The organism is Pseudomonas sp. 18175 (assembly GCF_050432925.1).
Classification (GTDB): Bacteria; Pseudomonadota; Gammaproteobacteria; order Pseudomonadales; family Pseudomonadaceae; genus Aquipseudomonas.
In genome coordinates this window covers 234,215-258,048 of the sequence record NZ_JBKFTO010000007.1, presented here as the reverse complement: position 1 = coordinate 258,048, position 23,834 = coordinate 234,215, and the positions used below count along the sequence as shown (strand labels likewise).

Genomic DNA, 23,834 nt, shown 5'->3' with positions numbered 1-23,834 from the left:
CAGTTTATAGGCATTCGTGCAGGGTTTGACAGAACTGCTCCACCAATGCGCTTGGCTTCTGCGCGCAGGCCAGGGCCACGGTACTGAGGCAGTCCGGGTCGGCCAGGGGCAAAAAACGCACACTTGAAGGAGAAATGTCCTGCATGGATTTTGGTAACAAGGCAATACCGAAGCCCGCTTGGATCAGTTGCAACTGGGTGGTCTTGCGCGACATCACCCGCGCCGCCTTGGGGAAAAATCCCGCGCGCATGCACAACTCGGCCGACAGATAGCTCAACCCGCCGCGCTGTGGGTGGGGGATGGAGATAAACGCTTCGTTCTTGAGTTGTTCCAGTTCTATCGGCGTATCGCTGTTCGCTAGCGGATGATTCGGCGGTACCGCCAGCAACAGTTGTTCGCTATATAAAGGCGTCACGCGTACGCCTTCACGCTGGCGCAATACCGGCAGGCGCAACAATCCTACTTCCAGGCGGCCGTCGGCGATTTCCTCCAACTGCGCTTCGGAAGACAGTTTGACGATATCCATCGACACGCCGGAGCAGCGTTCCAGCCAGGTACTGATGCCTTGCAGCAACGGGCCGCTCATCGGCACGGTACTCGAATGGCTCAAACGCAGCGTGCCGAGTTGGCCGTTGCCAACTTGGGTGGCCATCTCGCTGGCCTTGAGCAGTTCACCCAGAAGGTTGCGTGCCCGTGGGTAAAAGGCTTCACCGGCTGCCGTCAGTCGAGGCTGGCGTGCGGTGCGTTCGAACAGCGGGGTTTGCAGCTGGGTCTCCAGCTCCTTGATCTGCCGGCTCAGGGCCGATTGCGCCACGAACAGGCGCTCGGCGGCGGCGCTGAAGCTACCGCTGTCGGCGATTTCGACGAAGTACCGCAGTTGGCGGGTTGAGATCACGCGTCATGCCTTTTCGAGATGAGTAATGGGCTTTGAAGATATTAGTCGCAACACTCGCCGATGGCTAAAGTGAGGTCATCTCTTTAAAGGAATAACCCATGAGCCCGGTTGAGCTGATGAGCCAGTGGTCGTTTAGCGGAGTGGAGTGGCTGCTGATCGGCCTGGGTGTGGTGGTGGCGTATATCGTGTTTGGCATCGCCGGGTTTGGTACGGCGCTGGTGGCGGGGCCGGTCCTGATCCTGTTTATGCCGCTGTCGAAGATCATTCCACTGCTGGTGCTGCTGGATTTTGTCGCGGCGTTTGGCAACTTGCTGCAATCGCGAAGGGAGGTGAACAAGCCGGAGCTGTTGCGCTTGCTGCCGTGCATGGCTATCGGTTGCACGCTGGGCGTGGTGTTTTTGCTCAACCTGCATTCGGACTTGTTGCTGCTGCTGATGGGGCTGTTTATCAGCGCCTATGCGATCTACAGCCTGACGGTAAAGGCGCGGCCGACGCAGTTGGCGGCGGGTTGGTCGGTGCCCATGGGTACGGTCGGCGGGTTGTTTGGCGCACTGTTTGGCAGTGGCGGCTTTTTATATGCGATCTACCTGAACAGCCGTTTGCCCAAAGACGCGGCGCGGGCCACCCAGAGTGCGTTGATCAGTTGCAGCACGGTGGTGCGCCTGAGCTTGTTCCTGATTGCCGGGGTGTATGCGGATTTGCCGTTGTTGTTGCTGGCGGTGTGCCTGTTGCCGGCGATGGTATTGGGGTTGTGGTGTGGGCGTAGGTTGACCATGCGCATGTCGCGGGAGGCGTTCGTGCGGTTGGTGACCTGGTTGGTGCTGGCCAGTGGGGTTGCGTTGATTGGGCGGTATTTGAGTGCTTGACCTGAGTGAGGTAGGGATTAAGCTGCCAGCCTTTAGGGCCTCATCGGGGGCAAGCCCCCTCCCACACTTGAAAGCATTCACAATTCAAATGTGGGAGGGGGCTTGCCCCCGATGGCGTCAGCAGCCACACCGCAGGACTCCCATGAACTCCCAAAGCATCCTTGTCCCGAAAATCTCCACCTTGCCCGTCCACGAACCCCGCGCCCGGGCGATCGTGCGTTGGCTGGTGCGCAAGAACATCATCAAGGAAGAACTCACCACCTGTGGCCGTACCGGCAACCGCATGGGCTACGCCTTGGCCGATGGTGCCCGCGCCGTGGTGCTGCACCCCGAAGCGCTGCCGTTCAACGAGCCGGTCAACGGCCTGGAAATCATCTACAAACGCTGCATCTACACGCCAGCCAAGGGCTTTCTCGAAGAAGCCGGCTGCCCGGAATGTCGCAAGGAAGTCGGCGAGGCGCTGTTCGAAAGCCTGGAAGACTGGATGCCCGGCCACACCGACAACTTCACCTGCCCGCTGTGTGGGCATGAAGATGACATCAACGGGTTTCTGTTCCTACAGGAATGCGGGTTTTCCAACCTGGGATTCATCTTCAATAACTGGGCGGAGGCGGGGTTCAAGCAGAGTTTTATCGATGAGTTTGCCGATTGGCTGGACCAGAAGATGAGTTGGGTCAAAGTCGAACTTTAATCCATCTATCAGTATTACCAAGTTTGTCAGAGTTTTACATTGAGCCAGACGGGGTGCATGTATATAATGGCGCGCTTCCATTTTCCCGCTCGGGAGCCCCCGCGATGCTGCGTATCAGCCAAGAAGCTCTGACATTCGACGACATTCTCCTAGTGCCCGGTTATTCCGAGGTGCTTCCTAACGAAGTCAGTCTCAAGACCCGCCTAACCCGTGGCATCGAGCTGAATATTCCACTGGTTTCCGCTGCCATGGACACCGTCACTGAAGCCCGTTTGGCAATTGCCATGGCTCAGGAAGGCGGCATCGGCATCATCCACAAGAACATGACCATCGAGCAGCAAGCTGCCGAAGTGCGCAAGGTCAAGCGTTACGAAGCCGGTGTGGTCAAAGACCCCATCACTATCGAAGCCGACGCCACCGTGCGTGACCTGTTCGACCTGACCCGCCTGCACAACATCTCCGGTGTTCCGGTGCTGCATGATGGCGACCTGGTCGGCATCGTCACCTCCCGTGACGTGCGTTTCGAAAACCGTCTTGAAGTTACCGTCCGTGAAGTGATGACGCCCAAAGAGCGTCTGGTCACTGTCAAGGAAGGCGCCGACAAGAACGACGTACGCGAACTGCTGCACAAGCACCGCATCGAGCGCGTGCTGATCGTCGACGACAAATTCGCCCTCAAAGGCATGATGACCGTCAACGACATCGAAAAAGCCAAGGCTTACCCGCTGGCCAGCAAGGATGACCAAGGTCGTCTGCGCGTTGGCGCCGCTGTCGGCACCGGTAAAGACACCGGCGACCGCGTTGCTGCGCTGGTTGCTGCTGGTGTTGACGTGGTAGTGGTTGACACTGCCCACGGCCACTCCAAAGGCGTGATCGACCGCGTGCGTTGGGTCAAGCAGAACTTCCCTGACGTCCAAGTGATCGGCGGCAACATCGCCACCGGCGCCGCTGCCAAGGCCCTGGCCGAAGCGGGCGCGGATGCGGTCAAGGTCGGTATCGGCCCAGGCTCGATCTGCACCACCCGTATCGTTGCTGGTGTAGGCGTGCCGCAAATCAGCGCCATCGCCAACGTCGCCGCTGCCCTTGAAGGCACCGGTGTGCCGTTGATCGCCGACGGCGGCATCCGTTTCTCCGGTGACCTGTCCAAGGCCATCGTTGCCGGTGCTTCCTGCGTGATGATGGGCTCGATGTTCGCCGGTACCGAAGAAGCGCCAGGCGAGATCGAACTGTTCCAGGGCCGTTCCTACAAGGCTTACCGTGGCATGGGTTCGCTGGGCGCCATGTCCCAGGCGCAAGGTTCTTCCGACCGTTACTTCCAGGACTCCTCGGCAGGCGCCGAGAAGCTTGTTCCGGAAGGCATCGAAGGCCGTGTTCCTTATAAAGGCACCCTGAGCGCGATCATCCATCAACTGATGGGCGGCCTGCGTTCCTCGATGGGCTACACCGGCAGCGCCGACATCGAAGAAATGCGCACCAAGCCAGAGTTCGTACGGATCACCGGCGCCGGCATGGCTGAATCCCATGTCCACGACGTGCAGATCACCAAGGAAGCGCCAAACTACCGCGTAGGTTGATGCTTTCTGCAAAACGTTAAGTAACCGGGGCTGTTCTTTCAGCCCCGAGTTGTTTCTGATTCATTAGACGAGACTGACTTCATGGCCCTCGACATTCACGCCCACCGCATCCTGATCCTCGACTTCGGTTCCCAGTACACCCAACTGATCGCCCGCCGCGTGCGTGAAATCGGCGTGTACTGCGAACTGCACCCGTTCGACATGGATGACGAAGCGATCCGCGAATTCGCACCTAAAGGCGTCATCCTCGCCGGTGGACCCGAGTCCGTGCACGAAGCCAACAGCCCGCGCTGCCCGCAAGCCGTGTTCGACCTGGGCGTGCCCGTCTTCGGTATCTGTTACGGCATGCAGACCATGGCCGAGCAACTGGGCGGCAAGGTTGAAGGTTCCGAGCTGCGTGAATTCGGTTATGCCCGTGTCGACGTGGTTGGCAAGAGCCGCCTGCTGGACGGCATCGAAGACCACGTTGACGCCGACGGCCTGTTCGGCCTCGACGTGTGGATGAGCCACGGTGACAAGGTCACCAAGATGCCGGAAGACTTCCACATCCTGGCCAGCACCCCGAGCTGCCCGATCGCCGGCATGTTCAGCGACGAGCGTCGTTACTACGGCGTGCAGTTCCACCCGGAAGTGACCCACACCAAGCAAGGCGGGCGCATCCTGTCGCGCTTCATCCTCGACATCTGCGAGTGTGAAGCCCTGTGGACCCCGTCGAAAATTGCTGAAGACGCCATCGCCCAGGTTCGCGCCCAGGTCGGCACCGACAACGTACTGCTGGGCCTGTCTGGCGGCGTTGACTCCTCCGTGGTAGCGGCCCTGCTGCACAAAGCCATTGGCGACCAACTGACCTGCGTCTTCGTCGACAACGGCCTGCTGCGTCTGCACGAAGGTGAGCAAGTGATGGCCATGTTCGCCGAGAACATGGGCGTCAAGGTGATCCGCGCCAACGCCGAGGACCAGTTCCTCAACAACCTGGCCGGCGAGTCCGACCCAGAGAAGAAGCGCAAGATCATCGGCCGCACCTTCATCGACGTATTCGATGCCCAGTCCAACAAACTGGACAACATCAAGTACCTCGCCCAGGGCACCATCTACCCTGACGTGATCGAGTCGGCTGGCGCCAAGAGCGGCAAGGCCCACGTGATCAAGTCCCACCACAACGTGGGTGGCCTGCCTGAGGAAATGAACCTCAAGCTGGTAGAACCGCTGCGCGAACTGTTCAAGGACGAAGTCCGCCGTCTGGGCCTGGAACTGGGCCTGCCGTACGACATGGTCTACCGCCACCCATTCCCAGGCCCGGGCCTGGGCGTGCGCATCCTGGGTGAAGTGAAGAAGGAATACGCCGACCTGCTGCGTCGCGCCGACCACATCTTCATCGAAGAACTGCGCAAAGCCGACTGGTACCACAAAGTCAGCCAGGCGTTCGTGGTGTTCCAGCCGGTGAAATCGGTTGGCGTGGTAGGCGATGGCCGTCGTTACGCCTGGGTTGTTGCCCTGCGTGCCGTAGAAACCATCGACTTCATGACCGCTCGTTGGGCACACCTGCCGTACGAACTGCTGGAAACTGTCAGCGGCCGTATCATCAATGAGATCGAAGGCATCTCGCGCGTTACTTATGACGTGTCGAGCAAGCCGCCAGCGACCATTGAATGGGAGTGATCCTGCACTAGCAGGTGAATGCTGAATGACAAAACCCCGGCCTGGTGCCGGGGTTTTGTTTTTATGGGAGACGAGGTTTTTTCAATCGCGTTCTGCGTGAAGGGGGGACTATTCAAATATTATTGCATCCTATAGGATGCATATATTATTTTTATTGATTTATGCATTATATAGGATGCATTTTGATATGGGTGAGCTAGGAACACTGATCAAGAACCTGCGCAAGGCCGCCGGCCTTTCACAGGGCCAGCTCGCGCAACGGCATGGCATGAGCCGGGCGACCATCTCGGGGATTGAAAACAATACCATTCCAGAAGTGGGTATCCGAAAAGTCGCAGCGATTCTTGAAGGTCTGGGGTATGAGTTGACCGCCACTCCCAAGCGTCGCCGCAAAACCCTTGATGAACTGAAGTCGGAGAGCATCCATGATCCGTCAAAGTGAGCGGCTATATATCGGCGTAGGTGGTGTGCCTGCTGGAACGCTCGGGCGGGGTGAGGAGGACCGGCGCGATTCGGTTTTCTCTTACAACGACACGGTCGGCGAAGAGAATGCTGTTTCCCTGACCATGCCGGTGCGCCTAGAGAGTTACAACTGGGAGTATGGGGTTCATCCTCTGTTCGAGATGCACATCCCCGAGGGGCATCTCAAGGACGAGCTTGTGCGGCGCTTCAGCAAGTCTGTGCGCGGCTTTGACGACTTCGCGCTGCTGGGCATTGTGGGCCCGCATCAACTGGGTCGTATCAGTGTTGCCCATGACGCGGGGGGCGACTCACTGCCTGAGGTCAAACTCTCCGAGCTGTTGGTGTATGACGGCGCCAAAGACCTGTTCGATGACCTTCTGAAAACCTACGCAGCCTACTCGGGAGTGTCGGGTGTTCAACCCAAGGTGCTGGTACGCGACCTTGACGACATGGGCGCCGGCATTGAGCGTCTCACCCATCGAGGCGCGACGCACTTGGTGAAGGCGTTCAACGAATCTGACTTCCCACAATTGGCGGCCAATGAGTTTTTCTGTATGCGGGCTGCATTCCATTGTGGGCTTGAGGTGCCTGAGTTCCAGCTCAGCCAGCAGGGGAAACTCCTGGTGGTGAAGCGGTTCGATATCGGTGAAAACGCCTACCTCGGTTTTGAGGATATGTGCGTTTTATCTGGATGGGGAACCGCGAAGAAATACGACGGCAGCTACCAGGGATGCGCGAAGCTGATCAGGTCATTTGTCACGCCCAGCCGTATCGCCAGAACGCTGGAAGATTTCTTCTTGATGGTGGCGCTGTCTACGGGCATCCAGAACGGTGACGCACACCTTAAAAACTACGGCCTGTTGTATGAGAATTGCGCCGAAGACGCGGAAGTTTGGCTAGCACCAGCTTATGATCTGGTGACCACCACCGTGTACAGCAGCAACGACATCATGGGGTTGCTGCTCGGCGGTTCGAAGGCTTGGCCCAAGCGCAAGATGCTGGTCCAGTTCGGGCGCAGCTCGTGCAATTTGTCTGAGGCGCGTTGCAACGAGCTGCTTGCCAGAGTGCAAGAGGGCATGACTCGCGCGATGGCGGAGCTTTCAGCGTATCAAAGCACTCACCCAGAGTTCGCGGTGGTAGGGGAGAAGATGATTGCTGCGTGGACGGCAGGGCTGGCCAAGAGTATCGCAGCGCAATGATCTTCCCGACTGATGTTTACCGCCGCGCAATATCCGAAAAGTAAAACTTGTCCAACGTATGCCGCGACTCGGTGTACTCAAATTGCCGCCCATCCTGCAAAAACGTCTGGTTGCTCACCACGATTACATGGCTTTGGCCATCGAGGTCGAGGTGCGCCTGGTCGTCCTTGCTGCGGGGCAGGGCTTCGATGGTGCGTTGGGCGTAGGCGATTTGCAGCTGCAACGTCTGTTCGATAAACGCGTAGATCGACTGTTCGGCAATCGCCTGGTCCAGGCCGGGGATTACTTCGGCGACGAAGTGGTTGATGTCGAGGATCACCCGTTTGCCGCCGATGCGCCGTACCCGTTTGATGCGGGTGATCAGGGTGCCGGGTTCGACTTCGATGTGTTGCAGCAATGAGCCTTCCAGTGGGAACTGGGTGAATTCGACGACTTCGGTGCGTACGTCATCGCCCAGGTCGGCGTGGGTTTCGTGGAAGCTGACAATGCCGCCCAGTTGGAACTCGATGGGGTTGGGGGACAACACGAAGGTGCCCTTGCCGTGGATCTTTTGGGCGAAGCCGCGCTCCTGCAACTGCTCGATGGCCCGACGTACGGTGCCCCGGCTGGCCTGGTAGCTGTCCATCAGTTCGGTTTCGGAGGGGAGGCGCGTGCCGCGTTGCAGGCGTTCGGTGGTGATGCTGGCAAGCAGATCCGTGTAGATCTGGTTGTATTTGCTCATGGGGATGGCTCTGTGCCGATTTTCGGTCAAGGCAGGAACCTTAGTGGCCTGACGGGGCTTTGTCCATTGCGCTCACGACGAGAAAACATCAATGATTTGTAACTCGTACAGACGAGTTTTTGCTTTAACTCGTCTGTACGAGTACTTTTGCGTTCGTTCCCCCAATAAAAAAATCAAAGTGGAAACCCAGCATGAGCCACGACTATTCCAATATCGCCCGCGAGATTCTTGAAAACCTCGGGGGCAGCGACAATCTTGAGCAAGCTGCCCACTGCGTGACCCGTCTGCGCTTGGCGCTCAAGGACCCGAGCCTGGTCAACAGCAGCGCGCTGAACCAGGTCGATCTGGTCAAGGGTTCGTTCTTTACCGGTGGCCTGTTCCAGGTGGTGATCGGCCCCGGCGAAGTGGAAAAGGTCTACGCCGCCCTGCGCGAGCAAACCGGCCTCGCCGCCGCCACCATCGCCGACGTGAAGAAGAAGGGCGCCGACAAAACCAACGCCATGCAGCGTCTGGTGCGGGTGTTCTCCGATGTGTTCATGCCGATCCTGCCCGCGCTGATCATCGCCGGGCTGTTGATGGGCGTGAACAACCTGATGGGCGCCAAAGGCATGTTCATCGAGGGCAAGACGCTGCTGGAGGCCTACCCGAACCTGGACGGCCTGTGGAGCCTGATCAACCTGATGGCCAACACCTCGTTTGTGTTCCTGCCGGCGCTGGTGGGCTGGTCGGCGGCCAAGCGCTTTGGCGGCAGTGAAATCCTCGGCATCGTGCTCGGCCTGATGCTGGTGCACCCGGACCTGCTCAACGCCTGGAACTACGGCAAGGCCGTGGCCGGGTTGGATGGCCAGAGCTTGCCGTACTTCGATATTTTCGGCTGGTTCAAGATTGAGAAGGTGGGTTATCAGGGGCAGATCCTGCCGATCCTCATGGCTGCCTATGTGATGAGCGTGATCGAAAAATGGCTGCGGGCGCGGGTGCCCAATGCGATTCAACTGCTGGTGGTGCCCATCACCACCATCGTCGTCACCGGCGTGCTGGCCCTGGCGATCATTGGTCCTGTGACCCGTCACCTGGGCATCCTGATCACCGAAGGCGTGGTCACCCTGTTTGACCTGGCGCCGATGGTGGGCGGGGCGATCTTCGGCCTGCTGTATGCGCCGCTGGTGATCACCGGCATGCACCACATGTTCCTTGCCGTGGACCTGCAACTCATCTCGACCCAGGGCGGCACCTTTATCTGGCCGATGATCGTCATGTCCAACCTGGCCCAAGGCAGCGCCGCACTCGGCGTGTTCTACATGACCCGCAATGCGCGGGACAAAAGCATGGCCTCCACCTCGGCGATTTCCGCGTACTTCGGCATCACGGAACCGGCGATGTTCGGCGTGAACCTGCGCTTCAAGTTTCCGTTCTATGCCGCACTGTTGGGCTCGGCGCTGGGCAGTATTTTCCTGTCGCTGAACAAGGTGCAGGCATCGGCTATCGGCGTGGGCGGGTTGCCTGGGTTTATCTCGATCATTCCGCAGTACATCCCGAGTTTTGTGATCGGGATGGTCATCGCGATTGTGGTGCCGTTTGTTTTGACCTGTGGGTTGAGCATGAAGATTGTTCGGCCTGGGTATCGGGTTGCCTGAGCCACCCCTGTGGGAGGGGGCTTGCCCCCCGATGAGGCCCTCAAAGCCAACACAAAACTCTACTGAAGGAACCCCCATGCAAACCTGGCAACACTCGGTGATCTACCAGATCTACCCAAAAAGCTTCCACAGCCACGCGGGTAACGCCACCGGTGACCTGCTGGGCATCGTTGACAAACTCGACTACCTGCAATGGCTGGGCGTCGATTGCCTATGGATCACCCCGTTCCTGCGCTCGCCGCAGCGCGACAACGGCTACGACATCAGCGACTACTACGCCATCGACCCCAGCTACGGCACCATGGCCGACTGCGACCTGCTGATCAGCGAAGCGGCCAAACGCGGCATCAAGCTGATGCTCGACATCGTGGTCAACCACACCTCTATCGAGCACGAGTGGTTCCAACAGGCGCGCAGCAGCCTCGACAACCCTTACCGCAACTTTTACATCTGGCGCGACCAGCCCAATAACTGGGAGTCCAAATTCGGCGGTTCGGCCTGGGAATACGAGGCGCAAACCGGCCAGTACTTCTTGCACCTGTTTGACCACACCCAGGCCGACCTCAATTGGGACAACCCCAAGGTGCGCGCCGAGGTGTTCAAGCTGATGCGCTTCTGGCGCGACAAGGGCGTGGGCGGTTTTCGCCTGGACGTGATCAACCTGATCTCCAAGCCCGCCGATTTCCCCGAAGACAACACTGACGGCCGCCGCTTCTACACCGACGGCCCCAACGTGCACGAATACCTGCAGGAAATGCACCGTGAAGTCTTCGAAGGCCACGACCTGATCAACGTCGGCGAGATGTCATCCACCAGCCTTGAGCACTGCATCCGCTACTCGCGGCCGGAATCGAAAGAGCTGTCGATGACCTTCAACTTTCATCACCTGAAAGTCGATTACCCGAATATGCAGAAGTGGGTGAAGGCCGACTTCGACTTCCTGCAACTCAAGCAGATCTTTTCCGATTGGCAACTGGGCATGCAAGCCGGTGGCGGCTGGAACGCGTTGTTCTGGTGTAACCACGACCAGCCACGGGTGGTCTCGCGTTTTGGCGATGACGGCGAACATCGCGTGGTCTCGGCCAAGATGCTGGCGACTGCGCTGCACTTCCTCCAAGGCACGCCGTATGTGTACCAAGGCGAGGAACTGGGCATGACCAACCCGAGCTTCGATAAGATCGAGCAATACCGGGATGTGGAAACCCTGAATATCTTTCGCCTCAAGCGCGATGCGGGTGAGTCCGAGGCGTCGAGCATGGCGGCGATCAAACAGAAGTCGCGGGACAACGGCCGCACGCCGATGCAATGGAACACCGAGGCCAATGCGGGGTTCAGCAGCGGTGAGCCGTGGATCGGTATCCCGGCCAACGCACAGCACATCAACGTCGAAAGCCAACGAAATGACCCCGATTCAGTGCTGCATCACTACCGCGCCCTGATCGCGTTACGTCGCCACGAACCGCTGATCCAGGAAGGCGTTTACCGCCAACTGCTGCAAGACCATTTGCAGGTCTGGGCCTACCTGCGCGAGGGCCAGGGCGAACGCCTGTTGGTGCTGAGCAACTTCTATGGCACACCCTGCGAAATCCAACTGCCCGCCAGCATCCTCGAAGCGGCGAGCGAGCAACGCCTGCTGATCAGCAACTACCCCGACTGCCCACTGCGCACGAGCAGCGTGGTGCTGCGCCCCTACGAATCATTTGTGCTGCACCTCAAGGATTGAGACCCGTTGGAACCCCGTGTGGGAGCACGGGGCGCTGCAAAAACCATAATAAAAAAATCGGAGTGCTTCATGAAAACAACAATAAAGCTGGGCCTCGTTGCATCCTGCCTGAGCCTGCCGTTTGGCGCGCAAGCCCTGGAATTCGCCGGTTACCTGCGCAGCGGCGCGGGCACCTCCACGGGCAGTGGCCCGCAGCAATGTTTCCAGTTGCCGGGGGCGCAGTCCAAATACCGTTTGGGCAACGAATGCGAGCAGTACGCCGAACTGGAACTGCGCCAGGACCTGCTCACCCTCGACGACGGCTCGGTGCTCAGCGTCGATGCCATGGCGTCGCTCTATAACAAGTACGACCGCGAACTGAAGTTCCAGGGCGAGAACAACGGTTCGGCGCGCATGCCGCAGATGTACGCGCAGTGGTCCAACCTGCCCAGTCTCAATGGCGGCTCGATCTGGGCCGGTCGGCGTTACTACAAACGTAACGACATCCATATCTCCGACTTCTACTACTGGAACCAGAGCGCCACGGGCGGCGGTATCGAGGACGTGCTGATCGGCGACCTCAAGTACAGCTACGCGATTTCCCGCAAGGACAACCTGTACCAGAAGGAATACGCCACCCGTCACGACTTCAACGTGGCGGGCTTCAAGACCAACCCCGGCGGCGAGCTGGAACTGGGCTTGAGCTACATCGAAAAAGCCGGCGGGCGCGACACCAACAGCGGGTGGGCGCTCACTGCGCAGCACGTGCAGACACCTTTCCTGGGCGGCAAGAACAAGTTCGCCTTGCAGTACGGCGAAGGCCCCGGCACGGGGCTGGGGTATACCGGCGATACCTTCCTGGACAGGAGCAGCAAAAGTTATCGCGCCGTGGAGTTCTTCGACTGGCAAGTGACCCCGCGTTTTGGCGGGCAGATCGAGGCGGTGTACCAGAAAGACATTCGCCCCGGCAGCCAGGACCAGACCTGGATGTCCGTGGGGGTGCGCCCGGCGTATGCCATCAGCGAGCAATTCAAACTGGTGACCGAACTTGGGCACGATCAAGTCGATGCCACGGGCGGTACGCGCAAGCTGAGCAAGTTTACCTTCGCTCCCACGTGGTCGCCTAAAGGCCCGGACTTCTGGGCCCGGCCGGAAGTGCGTTTGTACTACACCTATGCGAGCTGGAACGAAGCGGCCAAGCGGGCGGCCAATGAGCTGGCGGCGGGTTCGGCGTTGTCCGATACCGGGTCGTACGGTACGGCGCGGCATGGGTCGAATTTTGGTGTGCAGGTCGAGTACTGGTGGAAATAAACATAGGGGTGTACGCGGACCAATAATGTGGGAGCGGGCTTGCTCGCGAATGCGGTGTGTCAGTCACCGCATGCATAGCTGATACGCCGCCTTCGCGAGCAAGCCCGCTCCCACATTTTGATCACTATCACCCTCAGGATTTGCATCCACCCAATGATTTTTACAGAACACAACAACAGGTGAAGTCATGACCACAACCCAACCCCTGGCACTGCTGGCGCCGTTGTCCGGCGTGCTGCTGGCGCTGGACACGGTGCCCGACCCGGTTTTTTCCAGCCGCCTGATCGGCGACGGCCTGTGCATCGACCCTACCTCGCAGACCCTTTGCGCACCGTTGGCCGGGGTGATCAGCAATATCCAGGACAGTGGGCATGCCGTCAGCATCACCGACGACCAAGGCGTGCAGGTGCTGATGCATATCGGCCTGGACACCGTGAACCTGGCTGGCAAGGGCTTCACCTGCCTGGTCGAGGAAGGCCAGCGGGTGGAGGCCGGGCAAGCGCTGATCGAATTCGATGCTGACTACGTGGCGCTCAACGCCCGCAGTTTGCTGACCTTGATGCTGGTGGTCAGTGGCGAGCCGTTTACCCTGCTGGCAGACGGCGTTGTGGAACTGGGTCAGCCCCTGTTGCAGTTATCCACAAGCGAAACGCTGGAAGCACCAAACGAGGAGGAGGGCGATGCCGTGTTCTCCAAGCCGCTGACGTTGCCCAATGCCAACGGCCTGCACGCACGCCCCGCAGCGGTGCTGGCCCAGGCGGCGAAAGGCTTCAGCGCGAGCATCTACCTGCACAAGCAAACCCAGAGCGCCAACGCCAAGTCGCTGGTGGCAATCATGGCGCTGCAAACCGTGCACGGCGACACCCTGCAAGTGAGCGCGGCGGGATCGGACGCCGACGCCGCTATCAAGGCGTTGGTCGAACTGCTGGCACAAGGTTGCGGCGAGACGGTCGCGGCACCGGCTGAGGTGATTGCGCCGCTGGCGTCGGCAACCGTGCTGCGGGGCGTGAGTGCGTCGCCGGGTTCGGCGTTTGGCCAAGTGGTGCAAGTGACCGAGCCCGCGTTAAACATCACGGAACCGGGCAGCGGTGAAGCGGCTGAGCGTGGCGCCTTGCAGCGCGGCTTGCTGGCGGCAAGCGAAGCGCTGCAAGCCTTGCAAGACAAGGCCAGCGGCAGCGCCCAGGCGCAGATTTTTCGCGCCCACCAGGAATTGCTCGAAGACCCGACCTTGCTGGAGCACGCCCACGATTTGCTGGCACAAGGCAAGAGTGCCGCCTTTGCCTGGAACAGTGCCACGCTCGCCACCGTCAAACTGTTCCAGGGCCTGGGCAACACGCTGATCGCCGAGCGAGCGGCGGACTTGGCCGATGTCGGCCAGCGCGTGCTCAAGCTGATCCTGGGTATTCAAGACAGCGCCTGGGACGTGCCCGAGCGCGCGATCCTGATCGCCGAACAACTCACGCCCTCGCAAACCGCGAGCCTCGATACGCGCAAGGTCCTGGGTTTTGTCACCGTCGGTGGCGGGGCTACCAGCCATGTTGCCATTCTTGCCCGCGCCCTGGGTCTACCGGCCGTTTGCGGTGTGCCTTCTCAAGTATTGGCGCTCGCTAATGGCAAGCAGGTGCTACTCGATGCCGACAAGGGCGAGCTGCACCTTGAGCCAAATCCGGCCGAAATCGAACACCTGGAAATGGCGCGAAAACAGCACGTTCAGCGGCGTCAGCGTGATGTTGCGCAGGCTTCTTTACCTGCCACCACGCGTGACGGTCATCACGTCGAGGTCACCGCCAACGTCGCTTCGTTGCAGGAGGTGGAACAATCGTTGACCCTGGGCGGTGAAGGCGTCGGCCTGCTGCGCTCCGAGTTCCTCTACCTGGACCGTAATCGCGCCCCAAGCCCGGAAGAGCAAGCGGCCACCTACTCCGATATCGCCCGTGCCCTGGGCCACGAGCGCAATTTGGTGGTACGCACCTTGGACGTCGGCGGTGACAAGCCGCTGGCCTATGTGCCAATGGATGCCGAGACCAACCCGTTCCTCGGCCTGCGCGGTATTCGCCTGTGCCTGGAACGCCCACAACTGTTGCGCGAACAGTTTCGCGCGATCCTCGCCAGTGCCGGGTTTGCGCGGCTGCATATCATGTTGCCGATGGTCAGCCTGCTGTCCGAGTTGCACCTGGCGCGCAAGATTCTTGAGGAAGAAGCGCAGGCGTTCGGGCTTGTGGAGTTGCCTAAGCTTGGGATCATGATCGAAGTGCCGTCCGCTGCGCTGATGGCCGATGTGTTTGCGCCCCATGTGGACTTCTTCTCCATCGGCACCAACGACCTGACCCAGTACACCCTGGCCATGGACCGCGACCACCCGCGCCTGGCCAGCCAGGCCGACAGTTTTCACCCGGCGGTGCTGCGCCTGATCGCCACCACGGTCAAGGCCGCCCATGCCCACGGCAAATGGGTGGGCGTGTGTGGTGCACTGGCGTCCGAAGCGCTGGCAGTGCCAGTGTTGCTTGGGTTGGGGGTGGATGAGTTGTCGGTGAGTGTGCCGTTGATCCCCACCATCAAGGCCACCGTGCGCGAGCTGGACCTGGCGGATTGCCAGATCATCGCCCGCCAGGTGTTGGGCCTGGAAGAAGCTGCGCAAGTGCGTGAGGCCCTGCGCCTGTACCACGCGGCCACCGTTGAAACCTCACCTGTCGTGGAGCTTTGAGTATGTTCGAGAAATTGCAGCGGGCGTTCTGGAAGGCCTTGACGCCGGATTTGATCAAGGAAGAGGTCGTAGCGGCGCCGGGGTTGTTGTCGGCGGATGTATTGAGTGCGTTGGGCGGGGTGGAAAACCTCAAGTCACAGCAGCGGGTGGCGCTGACGCGGGTGAGGGTGCAGTTGCAGGATGGGGCGAAGTTGGATGCTGCGGCGTTGAAGGCGGCGGGTGTGCCGGGGGTGATGGTGTTGACGGGTGGCGTGGTTCACCTGCTCACCGGCCTCTAAGCCAAATGAAGATCGAAATGTGGGAGCGGGCTTGCCCCAATGCCAGTCAGTTAAGGGTTAGAAAGAGTAAAAGCTAACCTGTGGCGAGGGAGCTTGCTCCCGCTGGACTGCGCAGCAGTCCCATCTTTGGGGCCGCTACGCGGCCCAGCGGGAGCAAGCTCCCTCGCCACACTGACGGTGTTTGCCCATAACTGACTGGCATTAGGGCTTGCCCGCGATAGCGGTGGATCAGCGAGCCCATGTGGCGACTGGCACATTGCAATCGCGGGCAAGCCCGCTCCCACATTGGTTTTGTGGTGTTTGATTAACCGTGTTTACAACTTGGGGTTGTCTTCGGGCGGCTTGGTCTTATCCACACCCGGCACATGCAGGTTGCCTTCGACCACCTGGTTGCCCTCAAGCTGCGGCTGGGTCACCCAAGTGAGAATGTCGTAGTAGCGCCGGATGTTCGCCACGAAGTGCACCGGCTCACCGCCACGGGCGTAGCCGTAGCGGGTCTTGCTGTACCACTGCTTCTGCGACAGGCGTGGCAGCATTTTCTTCACGTCCAGCCACTTGTTCGGGTTCAGCCCTTCGCGTTTGGCCAGGGTGCGCGCATCGTCCAGATGGCCGCTGCCCACGTTGTAGGCAGCGAGGGCAAACCAGGTGCGATCCGGCTCGGCGATGCTGTCGTCCAGTTCTTCCTTGATCTTGGCCAGGTACTTGGCGCCACCCATGATGCTTTGCTTGGCGTCCAGGCGGTTGGACACGCCCATGGCCTGGGCGGTGTTCTGGGTCAGCATCATCAGGCCACGCACGCCGGTCTTGGAGGTAACCGCCGGTTGCCACAGTGATTCCTGATAGCCGATGGCGGCCAGCAGGCGCCAGTCGACCTTTTCTTCCTTGGCGTAGGTCTTGAAGTGTTTCTCGTACTTGGGCAGGCGCTGCTGCAAGTGCTGGGCGAAGGTGTAGGCGCCGACATAACCCAGTACATCGACATGCCCGTAATAGCGGTCTTTGAGGCGCTGCAGGGTGCCGTTCTTCTCGACCTTGTCCAGGTAACTGTTGATCTCGTTGAGCAGGCTGTTGTCTTCGCCGGGCGCCACGGCCCAGCTCTGGTTGCTGGCATTGCCCAGGTCGAAGGCCACGCGCACGTTGGGGAAGTACACCTGGTTCATCGCCACTTCGTTGGAGTCCACCAAGGTCAGGTCGATCTGCCCTTCGTCCACCATGCGCAGCAGGTCGACCACTTCAACGGCGTCGGACTCTTCATATTCAATCGCAGGATTCTGCTGTTTAAGCGCCGCCAGTTGTTCGGCGTGGGTGCTGCCCTTGAGCACCATGATCTTCTTGCCCACCAGGTCCGCCGCGTTGGTTGGGCGAGACTGGCCATTGCGGTAGATGATCTGCGGGGTCACTTCGAGGTAAGGGTGGGAGAAACGCACTTCTTTCAGGCGCTGCTCGCTGCTCACCAGGCCGGCGGCGGCAAGCACCGGGCCGTTGGGCTTGCCCAGTTGGCCGAACAGGTCATCGAGGTTGTCGGCGGTCTCGATCTCAAGCTTTACCCCCAGGTCGTCGGCAAAGCGCTTGACCAGTTCGTACTCGAAACCGGTTTCACCGTTGCGGTCCTGGAAATAAGTGGCCGGGCTGTTCCGGGTAATCACCCGCAATACGCCATCCTCCTTGATTCGCTCGAGCGTGCTGGGTTTATCAACACAGGCGCTGAGCATCAGGAAGAGTCCGGTTGCGATCAGCCATTTGGCGTATCGCGGGCGCAAAGCAGTAGGGGAGAACATCTGCGCAGTATACGCAAACGGCCCACGGCGCCATATCTCGACAGAGGGGGACTTGTCTGCTAGTGCCACGAAAACTGTGCTGCAACCCGCAGAAACGGGGCTTGGCGGCCGATTGTGACGGTTAAAATAACTGCTGCGAATACCGTCGCGCGGCCCCGCAAAGGGGTGTAATCCTGCCAACTGACGTTCGGCAGCCGCCAGCAGTGCCGTTTCGGGTGCCGTTGGCGACGGTTTACGCTAGAATGCACGGCCTCAAAGCACACCCCCTTCCCGAGGCTGTCCCGAAGATGTTGATCCTGCGCGGCGCTCCTGCCCTTTCTGCCTTTCGCCACAGCAAACTCCTTGAACAACTGAGCCAAAAGGTTCCAGCGGTTACAGGCTTGTATGCTGAATTTGCTCACTTCGCCGACGTTACCGGCGTATTGACCGCCGACGAACAGCAAGTGCTGGCACGCCTTCTGAAGTACGGTCCAAGCGTTCCCGTTCAAGAGCCGACTGGCCGCTTGTTCCTGGTTCTGCCACGGTTCGGCACCATCTCGCCCTGGTCGAGCAAGGCCAGCGATATCGCCCGCAACTGCGGCCTTTCGAGCATCCAGCGTCTGGAACGCGGCATCGCCTTCTATGTAGCTGGCCAGTTCAGCGATGCAGAAGCCGAGCTGATTGCCAGCAGCCTGCACGACCGCATGACCCAGATCATCGTCAGCCAGCTGGAACAGGCTGCCGGCCTGTTCAGCCACGCCGAGCCCAAGCCACTCACCGCAATCGACGTGCTCGGCGGTGGCCGCGCCGCCCTCGAGAAGGCCAACACCGAGCTGGGCCTGGCCCTGGCCGAAGACGAGATCGATTACCTGGTCAGCGCCTTCAACAGCTTGAAGCGCAACCCGCACGACATCGAACTGATGATGTTCGCCCAGGCCAACTCCGAGCACTGCCGTCACAAGATCTTCAACGCCAGTTGGGATATCGACGGCGAAAGCCAGGAAAAAAGCCTGTTCGGCATGATCAAGAACACCTACGTGATGCACAGCGAAGGCGTTCTGTCGGCTTATAAAGACAACGCCTCGGTCATCGTCGGCTCCGTCGCCGGTCGTTTCTTCCCGGACCCGGAAACCCGCCAGTACGGCGCGGTGCAAGAGCCGGTGCACATCCTGATGAAGGTTGAGACCCACAACCACCCGACCGCGATTGCCCCGTTCCCGGGCGCAGCCACCGGTTCCGGCGGCGAAATCCGCGACGAAGGCGCTACCGGCCGTGGCGCCAAGCCAAAGGCGGGCCTCACCGGTTTCACCGTGTCCAACCTGCAGATCCCGGGCTTCGAACAGCCGTGGGAAGTGCCGTACGGCAAGCCTGAGCGCATCGTGACTGCGCTGGACATCATGATCGAAGGCCCGCTGGGCGGCGCCGCGTTCAACAACGAATTCGGTCGTCCGGCGCTGACTGGCTACTTCCGTACCTTCGAACAATCCATCACCACCCCCCGTGGCGATGAAGTGCGCGGTTACCACAAGCCGATCATGTTGGCCGGCGGCATGGGCAACATCCGTGAAGAACACGTCAAGAAAGGCGAAATTCTGGTCGGCTCCAAGCTGATCGTGCTCGGCGGCCCGGCGATGTTGATCGGCCTGGGCGGCGGCGCGGCTTCCTCCATGGCCACCGGCACCAGCTCGGCGGACCTGGACTTCGCTTCCGTACAGCGCGAAAACCCAGAGATGGAGCGTCGCTGCCAGGAAGTCATCGACCGTTGCTGGCAGTTGGGTGACAAGAACCCGATCAGCTTCATCCACGACGTGGGCGCGGGTGGTTTGTCCAACGCCTTCCCGGAACTGGTCAACGATGGCGAGCGTGGTGGCCGTTTCGAACTGCGCAACATTCCAAACGACGAGCCGGGCATGGCCCCGCACGAAATCTGGAGTAACGAGTCCCAGGAACGCTACGTACTGGCGGTGGGCGCTGAAGACTTCGCACGCTTCCAGGCCATTTGCGAACGCGAGCGTTGCCCGTTTGCCGTGGTCGGCGAAGCCACTGCCGAGCCGCAACTGACCGTCACCGACAGCCACTTCGGCAACAGCCCGGTGGACATGCCGCTGGAAGTGCTGCTGGGCAAAGCCCCGCGCATGCACCGTTCGGCTGTGCGTGAAGCCGAGTTGGGCGATGACTTCGACCCAAGCAAGCTGGAACTGGCTGACAGCATCGAACGCGTGCTGCACCACCCGGCTGTGGCCAGCAAAAGCTTCCTGATCACCATTGGCGACCGCACCATCACCGGCCTCGTGGCCCGTGACCAAATGGTCGGCCCGTGGCAGGTTCCGGTGGCCGACGTTGCCGTCACCGCCACCAGCTTCGACGTGTACACCGGTGAAGCCATGGCCATGGGCGAGCGTACGCCGCTGGCCCTGCTGGACGCCCCGGCGTCGGGCCGCATGGCCATTGGTGAGACCATCACCAACATCGCTGCTTCGCGCATCGGTAAATTGTCCGACATCAAACTGTCGGCCAACTGGATGTCCGCTGCCGGTCACCCAGGCGAAGACGCCCGTCTGTACGACACGGTTAAAGCGGTCGGCATGGAGCTGTGCCCTGAGTTGGGTATCACCATTCCGGTGGGCAAGGACTCCATGTCCATGGCCACCCGTTGGAACGAAGACGGCACCGACAAGAGCGTCACTTCGCCGCTGTCGCTGATCGTCACCGGTTTCGCCCCGGTTACCGACGTACGCCAGACCCTGACCCCGCAACTGCGCATGGACAAGGGCACCACCGACCTGATCCTGATCGACCTGGGCCGTGGCCAGAACCGCATGGGCGCGTCGATCCTGGCGCAAACCCATGGCAAGCTCGGCAGCCAGGCTCCGGACGTAGACGACGCCGAAGACCTCAAAGCCTTCTTCGCCGTGATCCAGGGCCTCAACGCCGATGGACACCTGCTGGCTTACCACGACCGTTCCGATGGCGGCTTGCTCACCAGCGTCGTCGAAATGGCGTTCGCCGGTCACTGCGGCCTGAACATCGTGCTCGACAGCGTTGCCGAGGATGCCTCCGAAATCAACGGCATCCTGTTCAACGAAGAGTTGGGCGCGGTGATCCAGGTTCGCCAGGACGCTACCCCAGACGTACTCGCACAGTTCAGCGCTGCTGGCCTGGGCGACTGCGTAGCGGTGATCGGCCAGCCGATCAACAACGGCCAGATCGACATCGTCTTCAACGGCGACACCGTGTTCGAAGGCCAGCGCCGTCTGCTGCAACGCCAGTGGGCCGAGACCAGCTACCAGATCCAGCGCCTGCGTGACAACGCCGACTGCGCCGAGCAGGAATTCGACGTGATCCTGGAAGAAGACAACCCGGGCCTGAGCACCAAGCTCAGCTTCGACGTCAACCAGGACATCGCCGCGCCTTACATCAAGAAAGGCATCCGCCCACAAGTTGCCGTACTGCGTGAGCAGGGCGTCAACGGCCAGGTGGAAATGGCGGCCGCGTTCGACCGCGCCGGTTTCAATGCCATCGACGTGCACATGAGCGACATCCTCGCCGGTCGCGTTGACCTCAATGAGTTCAAAGGCCTGGTGGCCTGCGGTGGTTTCTCCTACGGCGACGTGCTGGGTGCCGGTGAAGGCTGGGCCAAGTCGGCGCTGTTCAACAGCCGTGCCCGCGATGCGTTCCAAGGCTTCTTCGAGCGTAACGACAGCTTCACCCTGGGTGTGTGCAACGGTTGCCAGATGATGTCCAACCTCAGCGAACTGATCCCGGGCAGCGAGTTCTGGCCGCACTTTGTGCGCAACCGTTCCGAGCAGTTCGAAGCCCGTGTCGCCATGGTGCAGGTGCAGGAGTCCAACTCGATCTTCCTGCAAGGCATGGCCGGTTCGCGCATGCCAATCGCCATCGCCCACGGTGAAGGCCATGCCGAGTTTGAAAGCGAAGAAGCCTTGCTCGAAGCCGACCTGTCCGGTTGCGTGGCCATGCGTTTCGTCGACAACCACGGCAAGGTCACCGAGAGCTACCCGGCCAACCCGAACGGCTCGCCGCGCGGGATCACCGGCCTTACCAGCCGCGACGGTCGCGTCACCATCATGATGCCGCACCCGGAGCGTGTATTCCGCGCCGTGCAAAACTCGTGGCGCCCGGAAGAGTGGAACGAAGACGGCGCGTGGATGCGCATGTTCCGTAACGCTCGCGTATGGGTGAACTAAGACGGTGTACAAGCTCGCCTTCTTTGTACCCGACAGCCATGTGGAGACGGTGAAAACCGCCGTCTTCGCAGCTGGCGGCGGGCGCATCGGCGACTACGACAGCTGCGCCTGGCAAGTGCTGGGCCAGGGCCAATTTCGCGCGATGGACGGCAGCCAGCCGTTTATCGGGCAAGTGGGCCAGGTTGAAGTGGTTGAAGAATGGAAAGTTGAGCTCGTGGTGGCGGATGCGTTGATTGTGGCTGTTGTGGCTGCGCTCAAGCTGAGCCACCCGTATGAAACACCGGCTTATGAAGTGTGGCAGTTGGCGGATTTCTGATTCGCCCGCTGCAAAAACAAGAAACCCGCTGGGCCAGTTTGGTCAGCGGGTTTTTTGTTGGCTGTGAGGGCCTCATCGGGGGTGCCCCCTCCCACATTCGATCGGGTTTTTCCTGGAGGAATGCAATCGAATGTGGGAGCGGGCTTGCTCGCGAATGCGGCAGTTCAGGCGGCCAGGATTTAAGCCCCAGCCCCAATCTGCCGACCACTGACCAACCGCTCCAGCATCTCACCCAATTCCGACGCCTTGTCACCCATCAACAGGTGCCAAACTCCGCTGTCCAGCTGAGTGACGCCCAAGCATCCAAGGGCCAAAAGCTGAGCTTCGGACAATATCGAGTCATCCCCCAACTCCACTCGTAACCGGGTGATCGCTACCGCTTCCAACTGGCGCACATTGCCCCTACCACCCAAGGCGCTCAGCCATTTCTCGGCCTCTTGTAGATTCACCGCCTCAGGCTCATCGGCAACAGACGCAGGCATCGCCAGTCGAATTTCATCGGCAATGCTGTCGGCCATCGGCCCGACCACCACCTGCAAACTGCCACCGTTGCCCGGCCGCACCACGGCCATGGCGCCCAAGGCTTTCAAGTCTGCATCCACGACCTTGTTGCGATCCACCATGTCCAGGCGCAGGCGCGTCGTGCATGCGCCCACGCTCAACAGATTCGAAGCACCGCCCAACGCCCGGATATACGCACTGGCGCGTTGGTTGTCGGTCATCACCTCGGCTTGAGCCACCTGAACATCCTCACGCCCCGGCGTCTTCAAATTGAACCGGCGGATGCAGAAGCTGAACACGCTGTAATAGATCGCTGCGTACGCCAGCCCAACCGGGAACACCAGCCAACCATTGGTGGACTTGCCCCAACCCAGCACCATGTCGATAAACCCACCGGAGAAGGTGAACCCGAGGTGGATATTCAGCAAGTTGGTCACGGCCATCGACAGGCCGGTCAGCAACGCATGCAGCAGATAAAGGAACGGTGCCAGGAACATAAACGCAAACTCGATTGGCTCGGTCACGCCGGTCAAGAACGAGGTCAGTGCCATCGACAGGAAAATCCCGCCCATCACCTTGCGCCGTTCCGGCAATGCATTGCGGTACATCGCCAAACACGCCGCCGGCAGGCCAAACAGCATCACCGGGAACATGCCGGTCATGAACTGGCCACCTTTCGGGTCGCCGGCAAAGTAACGGGTGAGGTCGCCGGTCACCACCGCGCCGGTCACCGGGTCGGTAAAACTACCAAACACAAACCACGCCATGTTGTTGAGAATGTGGTGCAGCCCGGTGACGATCAGCAGGCGGTTGAACACCCCAAACACAAACGCACCCAGGCTGCCGCTTTCCATCAGCAACACGCCAAAACTGTTGATGCCATGCTGGATCGGCGGCCAGATCAAACCAAAGATCACGCCCAAGGCCACCGCCGAAAAGCCGGTGACAATCGGCACAAACCGTCGCCCACCAAAGAACGCCAGGTACTCCGGCAGCTTGATGTCCTTGAAGCGGTTGTACAGCCCGCCCGCCATCAAGCCGCTGGCGATACCGGCGAGCATGCCCATGTTGATGGTGCTATCCATCACCTTGAGGGTGGAGATCATCACCAGGTAACCAATCGCCCCGGCAAGACCTGCGGTGCCGTTGTTATCGCGGGCAAACCCCACGGCGATGCCGATGGCGAAGATCAGCGCCAGGTTGGCGAAAATCGCCTGCCCGGCGTCGTGCATCACCGCGATGTTCAAAAGATCGGTGTCGCCCAGGCGCAGCAGCAGGCCGGCGATGGGCAAGATCGCAATCGGCAGCATCAGCGCACGGCCGAGGCGTTGCAGGCCTTCGATAAAGTGTTGGTACATGGCG

17 protein-coding genes are annotated in these 23,834 nt (G+C 60.4%); 13 read left to right on the top strand and 4 right to left on the bottom strand.

Annotated elements, in window-relative coordinates:
• Window positions 1-4 precede the first annotated feature (4 nt).
• The gene (locus ACLD1Y_RS12475; RefSeq protein ID WP_429478258.1) at window positions 5-895 is read right to left on the bottom strand and encodes a LysR family transcriptional regulator; all 891 of its coding nucleotides are present in this window, start codon (window positions 893-895) and stop codon (window positions 5-7) included.
• 98 nt (window positions 896-993) lie between these two features.
• On the opposite strand from ACLD1Y_RS12475, the gene ACLD1Y_RS12470 reads away from it, so the two are divergent.
• The 6 genes from ACLD1Y_RS12470 (at window position 994) to ACLD1Y_RS12445 (ending at window position 7,346) form a co-directional block, all read left to right on the top strand.
• A complete protein-coding gene (locus tag ACLD1Y_RS12470) occupies window positions 994-1,761 on the top strand; it encodes a sulfite exporter TauE/SafE family protein (RefSeq protein WP_429478257.1) in 768 nt (255 codons plus the stop codon).
• A gap of 142 nt (window positions 1,762-1,903) precedes the next feature.
• Window positions 1,904-2,452, top strand: coding sequence for a sugar ABC transporter ATPase (locus ACLD1Y_RS12465; RefSeq protein WP_135291200.1), 549 nt, complete (start codon window positions 1,904-1,906; stop codon window positions 2,450-2,452).
• Between the two features lie 104 nt (window positions 2,453-2,556).
• On the top strand, window positions 2,557-4,026 hold the full coding sequence (gene guaB, locus ACLD1Y_RS12460) for an IMP dehydrogenase (RefSeq protein WP_003209646.1): 1,470 nt from the start codon (window positions 2,557-2,559) through the stop codon (window positions 4,024-4,026).
• A gap of 81 nt (window positions 4,027-4,107) precedes the next feature.
• Window positions 4,108-5,685: a glutamine-hydrolyzing GMP synthase gene (gene guaA / locus ACLD1Y_RS12455; protein ID WP_016977685.1), complete on the top strand. Its 1,578-nt coding sequence runs from the start codon at window positions 4,108-4,110 to the stop codon at window positions 5,683-5,685.
• 187 nt (window positions 5,686-5,872) lie between these two features.
• Entirely contained in the window at window positions 5,873-6,127 is a 255-nt protein-coding gene (locus tag ACLD1Y_RS12450; RefSeq protein WP_429478256.1) for a helix-turn-helix domain-containing protein, read from the top strand.
• A complete protein-coding gene (locus tag ACLD1Y_RS12445; protein ID WP_429478255.1) occupies window positions 6,111-7,346 on the top strand; it encodes a type II toxin-antitoxin system HipA family toxin in 1,236 nt (411 codons plus the stop codon). Before ACLD1Y_RS12450 ends, ACLD1Y_RS12445 begins: the two co-directional genes overlap by 17 nt.
• A gap of 16 nt (window positions 7,347-7,362) precedes the next feature.
• Here ACLD1Y_RS12445 and treR read toward each other — a convergent pair whose 3' ends face one another.
• Window positions 7,363-8,067: a trehalose operon repressor gene (gene treR, locus ACLD1Y_RS12440; RefSeq protein ID WP_429478254.1), complete on the bottom strand. Its 705-nt coding sequence runs from the start codon at window positions 8,065-8,067 to the stop codon at window positions 7,363-7,365.
• A gap of 191 nt (window positions 8,068-8,258) precedes the next feature.
• On the opposite strand from treR, the gene treP reads away from it, so the two are divergent.
• From treP to ACLD1Y_RS12415, 5 genes are all read left to right on the top strand, one after another.
• A complete protein-coding gene (treP, locus tag ACLD1Y_RS12435) occupies window positions 8,259-9,701 on the top strand; it encodes a PTS system trehalose-specific EIIBC component (protein WP_429478253.1) in 1,443 nt (480 codons plus the stop codon).
• Window positions 9,702-9,777: 76 nt separating this feature from the next.
• A complete protein-coding gene (gene treC / locus ACLD1Y_RS12430) occupies window positions 9,778-11,424 on the top strand; it encodes an alpha,alpha-phosphotrehalase (protein ID WP_429478252.1) in 1,647 nt (548 codons plus the stop codon).
• A gap of 69 nt (window positions 11,425-11,493) precedes the next feature.
• Window positions 11,494-12,714 carry a maltoporin gene (locus tag ACLD1Y_RS12425; RefSeq protein WP_429478251.1) on the top strand — a complete coding sequence of 407 codons (1,221 nt, stop codon included), beginning with the start codon at window positions 11,494-11,496 and terminating at the stop codon, window positions 12,712-12,714.
• Window positions 12,715-12,901: 187 nt separating this feature from the next.
• The gene (gene ptsP, locus ACLD1Y_RS12420; protein WP_429478250.1) at window positions 12,902-15,418 is read left to right on the top strand and encodes a phosphoenolpyruvate--protein phosphotransferase; all 2,517 of its coding nucleotides are present in this window, start codon (window positions 12,902-12,904) and stop codon (window positions 15,416-15,418) included.
• A gap of 2 nt (window positions 15,419-15,420) precedes the next feature.
• The gene (locus ACLD1Y_RS12415) at window positions 15,421-15,696 is read left to right on the top strand and encodes a PTS transporter subunit EIIB (protein WP_429478249.1); all 276 of its coding nucleotides are present in this window, start codon (window positions 15,421-15,423) and stop codon (window positions 15,694-15,696) included.
• 314 nt (window positions 15,697-16,010) lie between these two features.
• On the opposite strand, the gene mltF is transcribed toward ACLD1Y_RS12415, so the two are convergent.
• On the bottom strand, window positions 16,011-17,471 hold the full coding sequence (gene mltF / locus ACLD1Y_RS12410) for a membrane-bound lytic murein transglycosylase MltF (protein WP_429478248.1): 1,461 nt from the start codon (window positions 17,469-17,471) through the stop codon (window positions 16,011-16,013).
• A 287-nt stretch (window positions 17,472-17,758) separates the two neighbouring features.
• Here mltF and purL point away from each other — a divergent pair, with 287 nt between their 5' ends.
• Together purL and ACLD1Y_RS12400 are read left to right on the top strand one after the other, a co-directional pair.
• On the top strand, window positions 17,759-21,655 hold the full coding sequence (purL, locus tag ACLD1Y_RS12405; protein WP_429478247.1) for a phosphoribosylformylglycinamidine synthase: 3,897 nt from the start codon (window positions 17,759-17,761) through the stop codon (window positions 21,653-21,655).
• Window positions 21,656-21,659: 4 nt separating this feature from the next.
• Window positions 21,660-21,971, top strand: a complete 312-nt coding sequence (locus tag ACLD1Y_RS12400) for an NGG1p interacting factor NIF3 (protein ID WP_429478246.1) — start codon at window positions 21,660-21,662, stop codon at window positions 21,969-21,971.
• A 179-nt stretch (window positions 21,972-22,150) separates the two neighbouring features.
• On the opposite strand, the gene nagE is transcribed toward ACLD1Y_RS12400, so the two are convergent.
• Window positions 22,151-23,830 carry an N-acetylglucosamine-specific PTS transporter subunit IIBC gene (gene nagE, locus ACLD1Y_RS12395; protein ID WP_429478245.1) on the bottom strand — a complete coding sequence of 560 codons (1,680 nt, stop codon included), beginning with the start codon at window positions 23,828-23,830 and terminating at the stop codon, window positions 22,151-22,153.
• Between the last annotated feature and the right edge of the window lie 4 nt (window positions 23,831-23,834).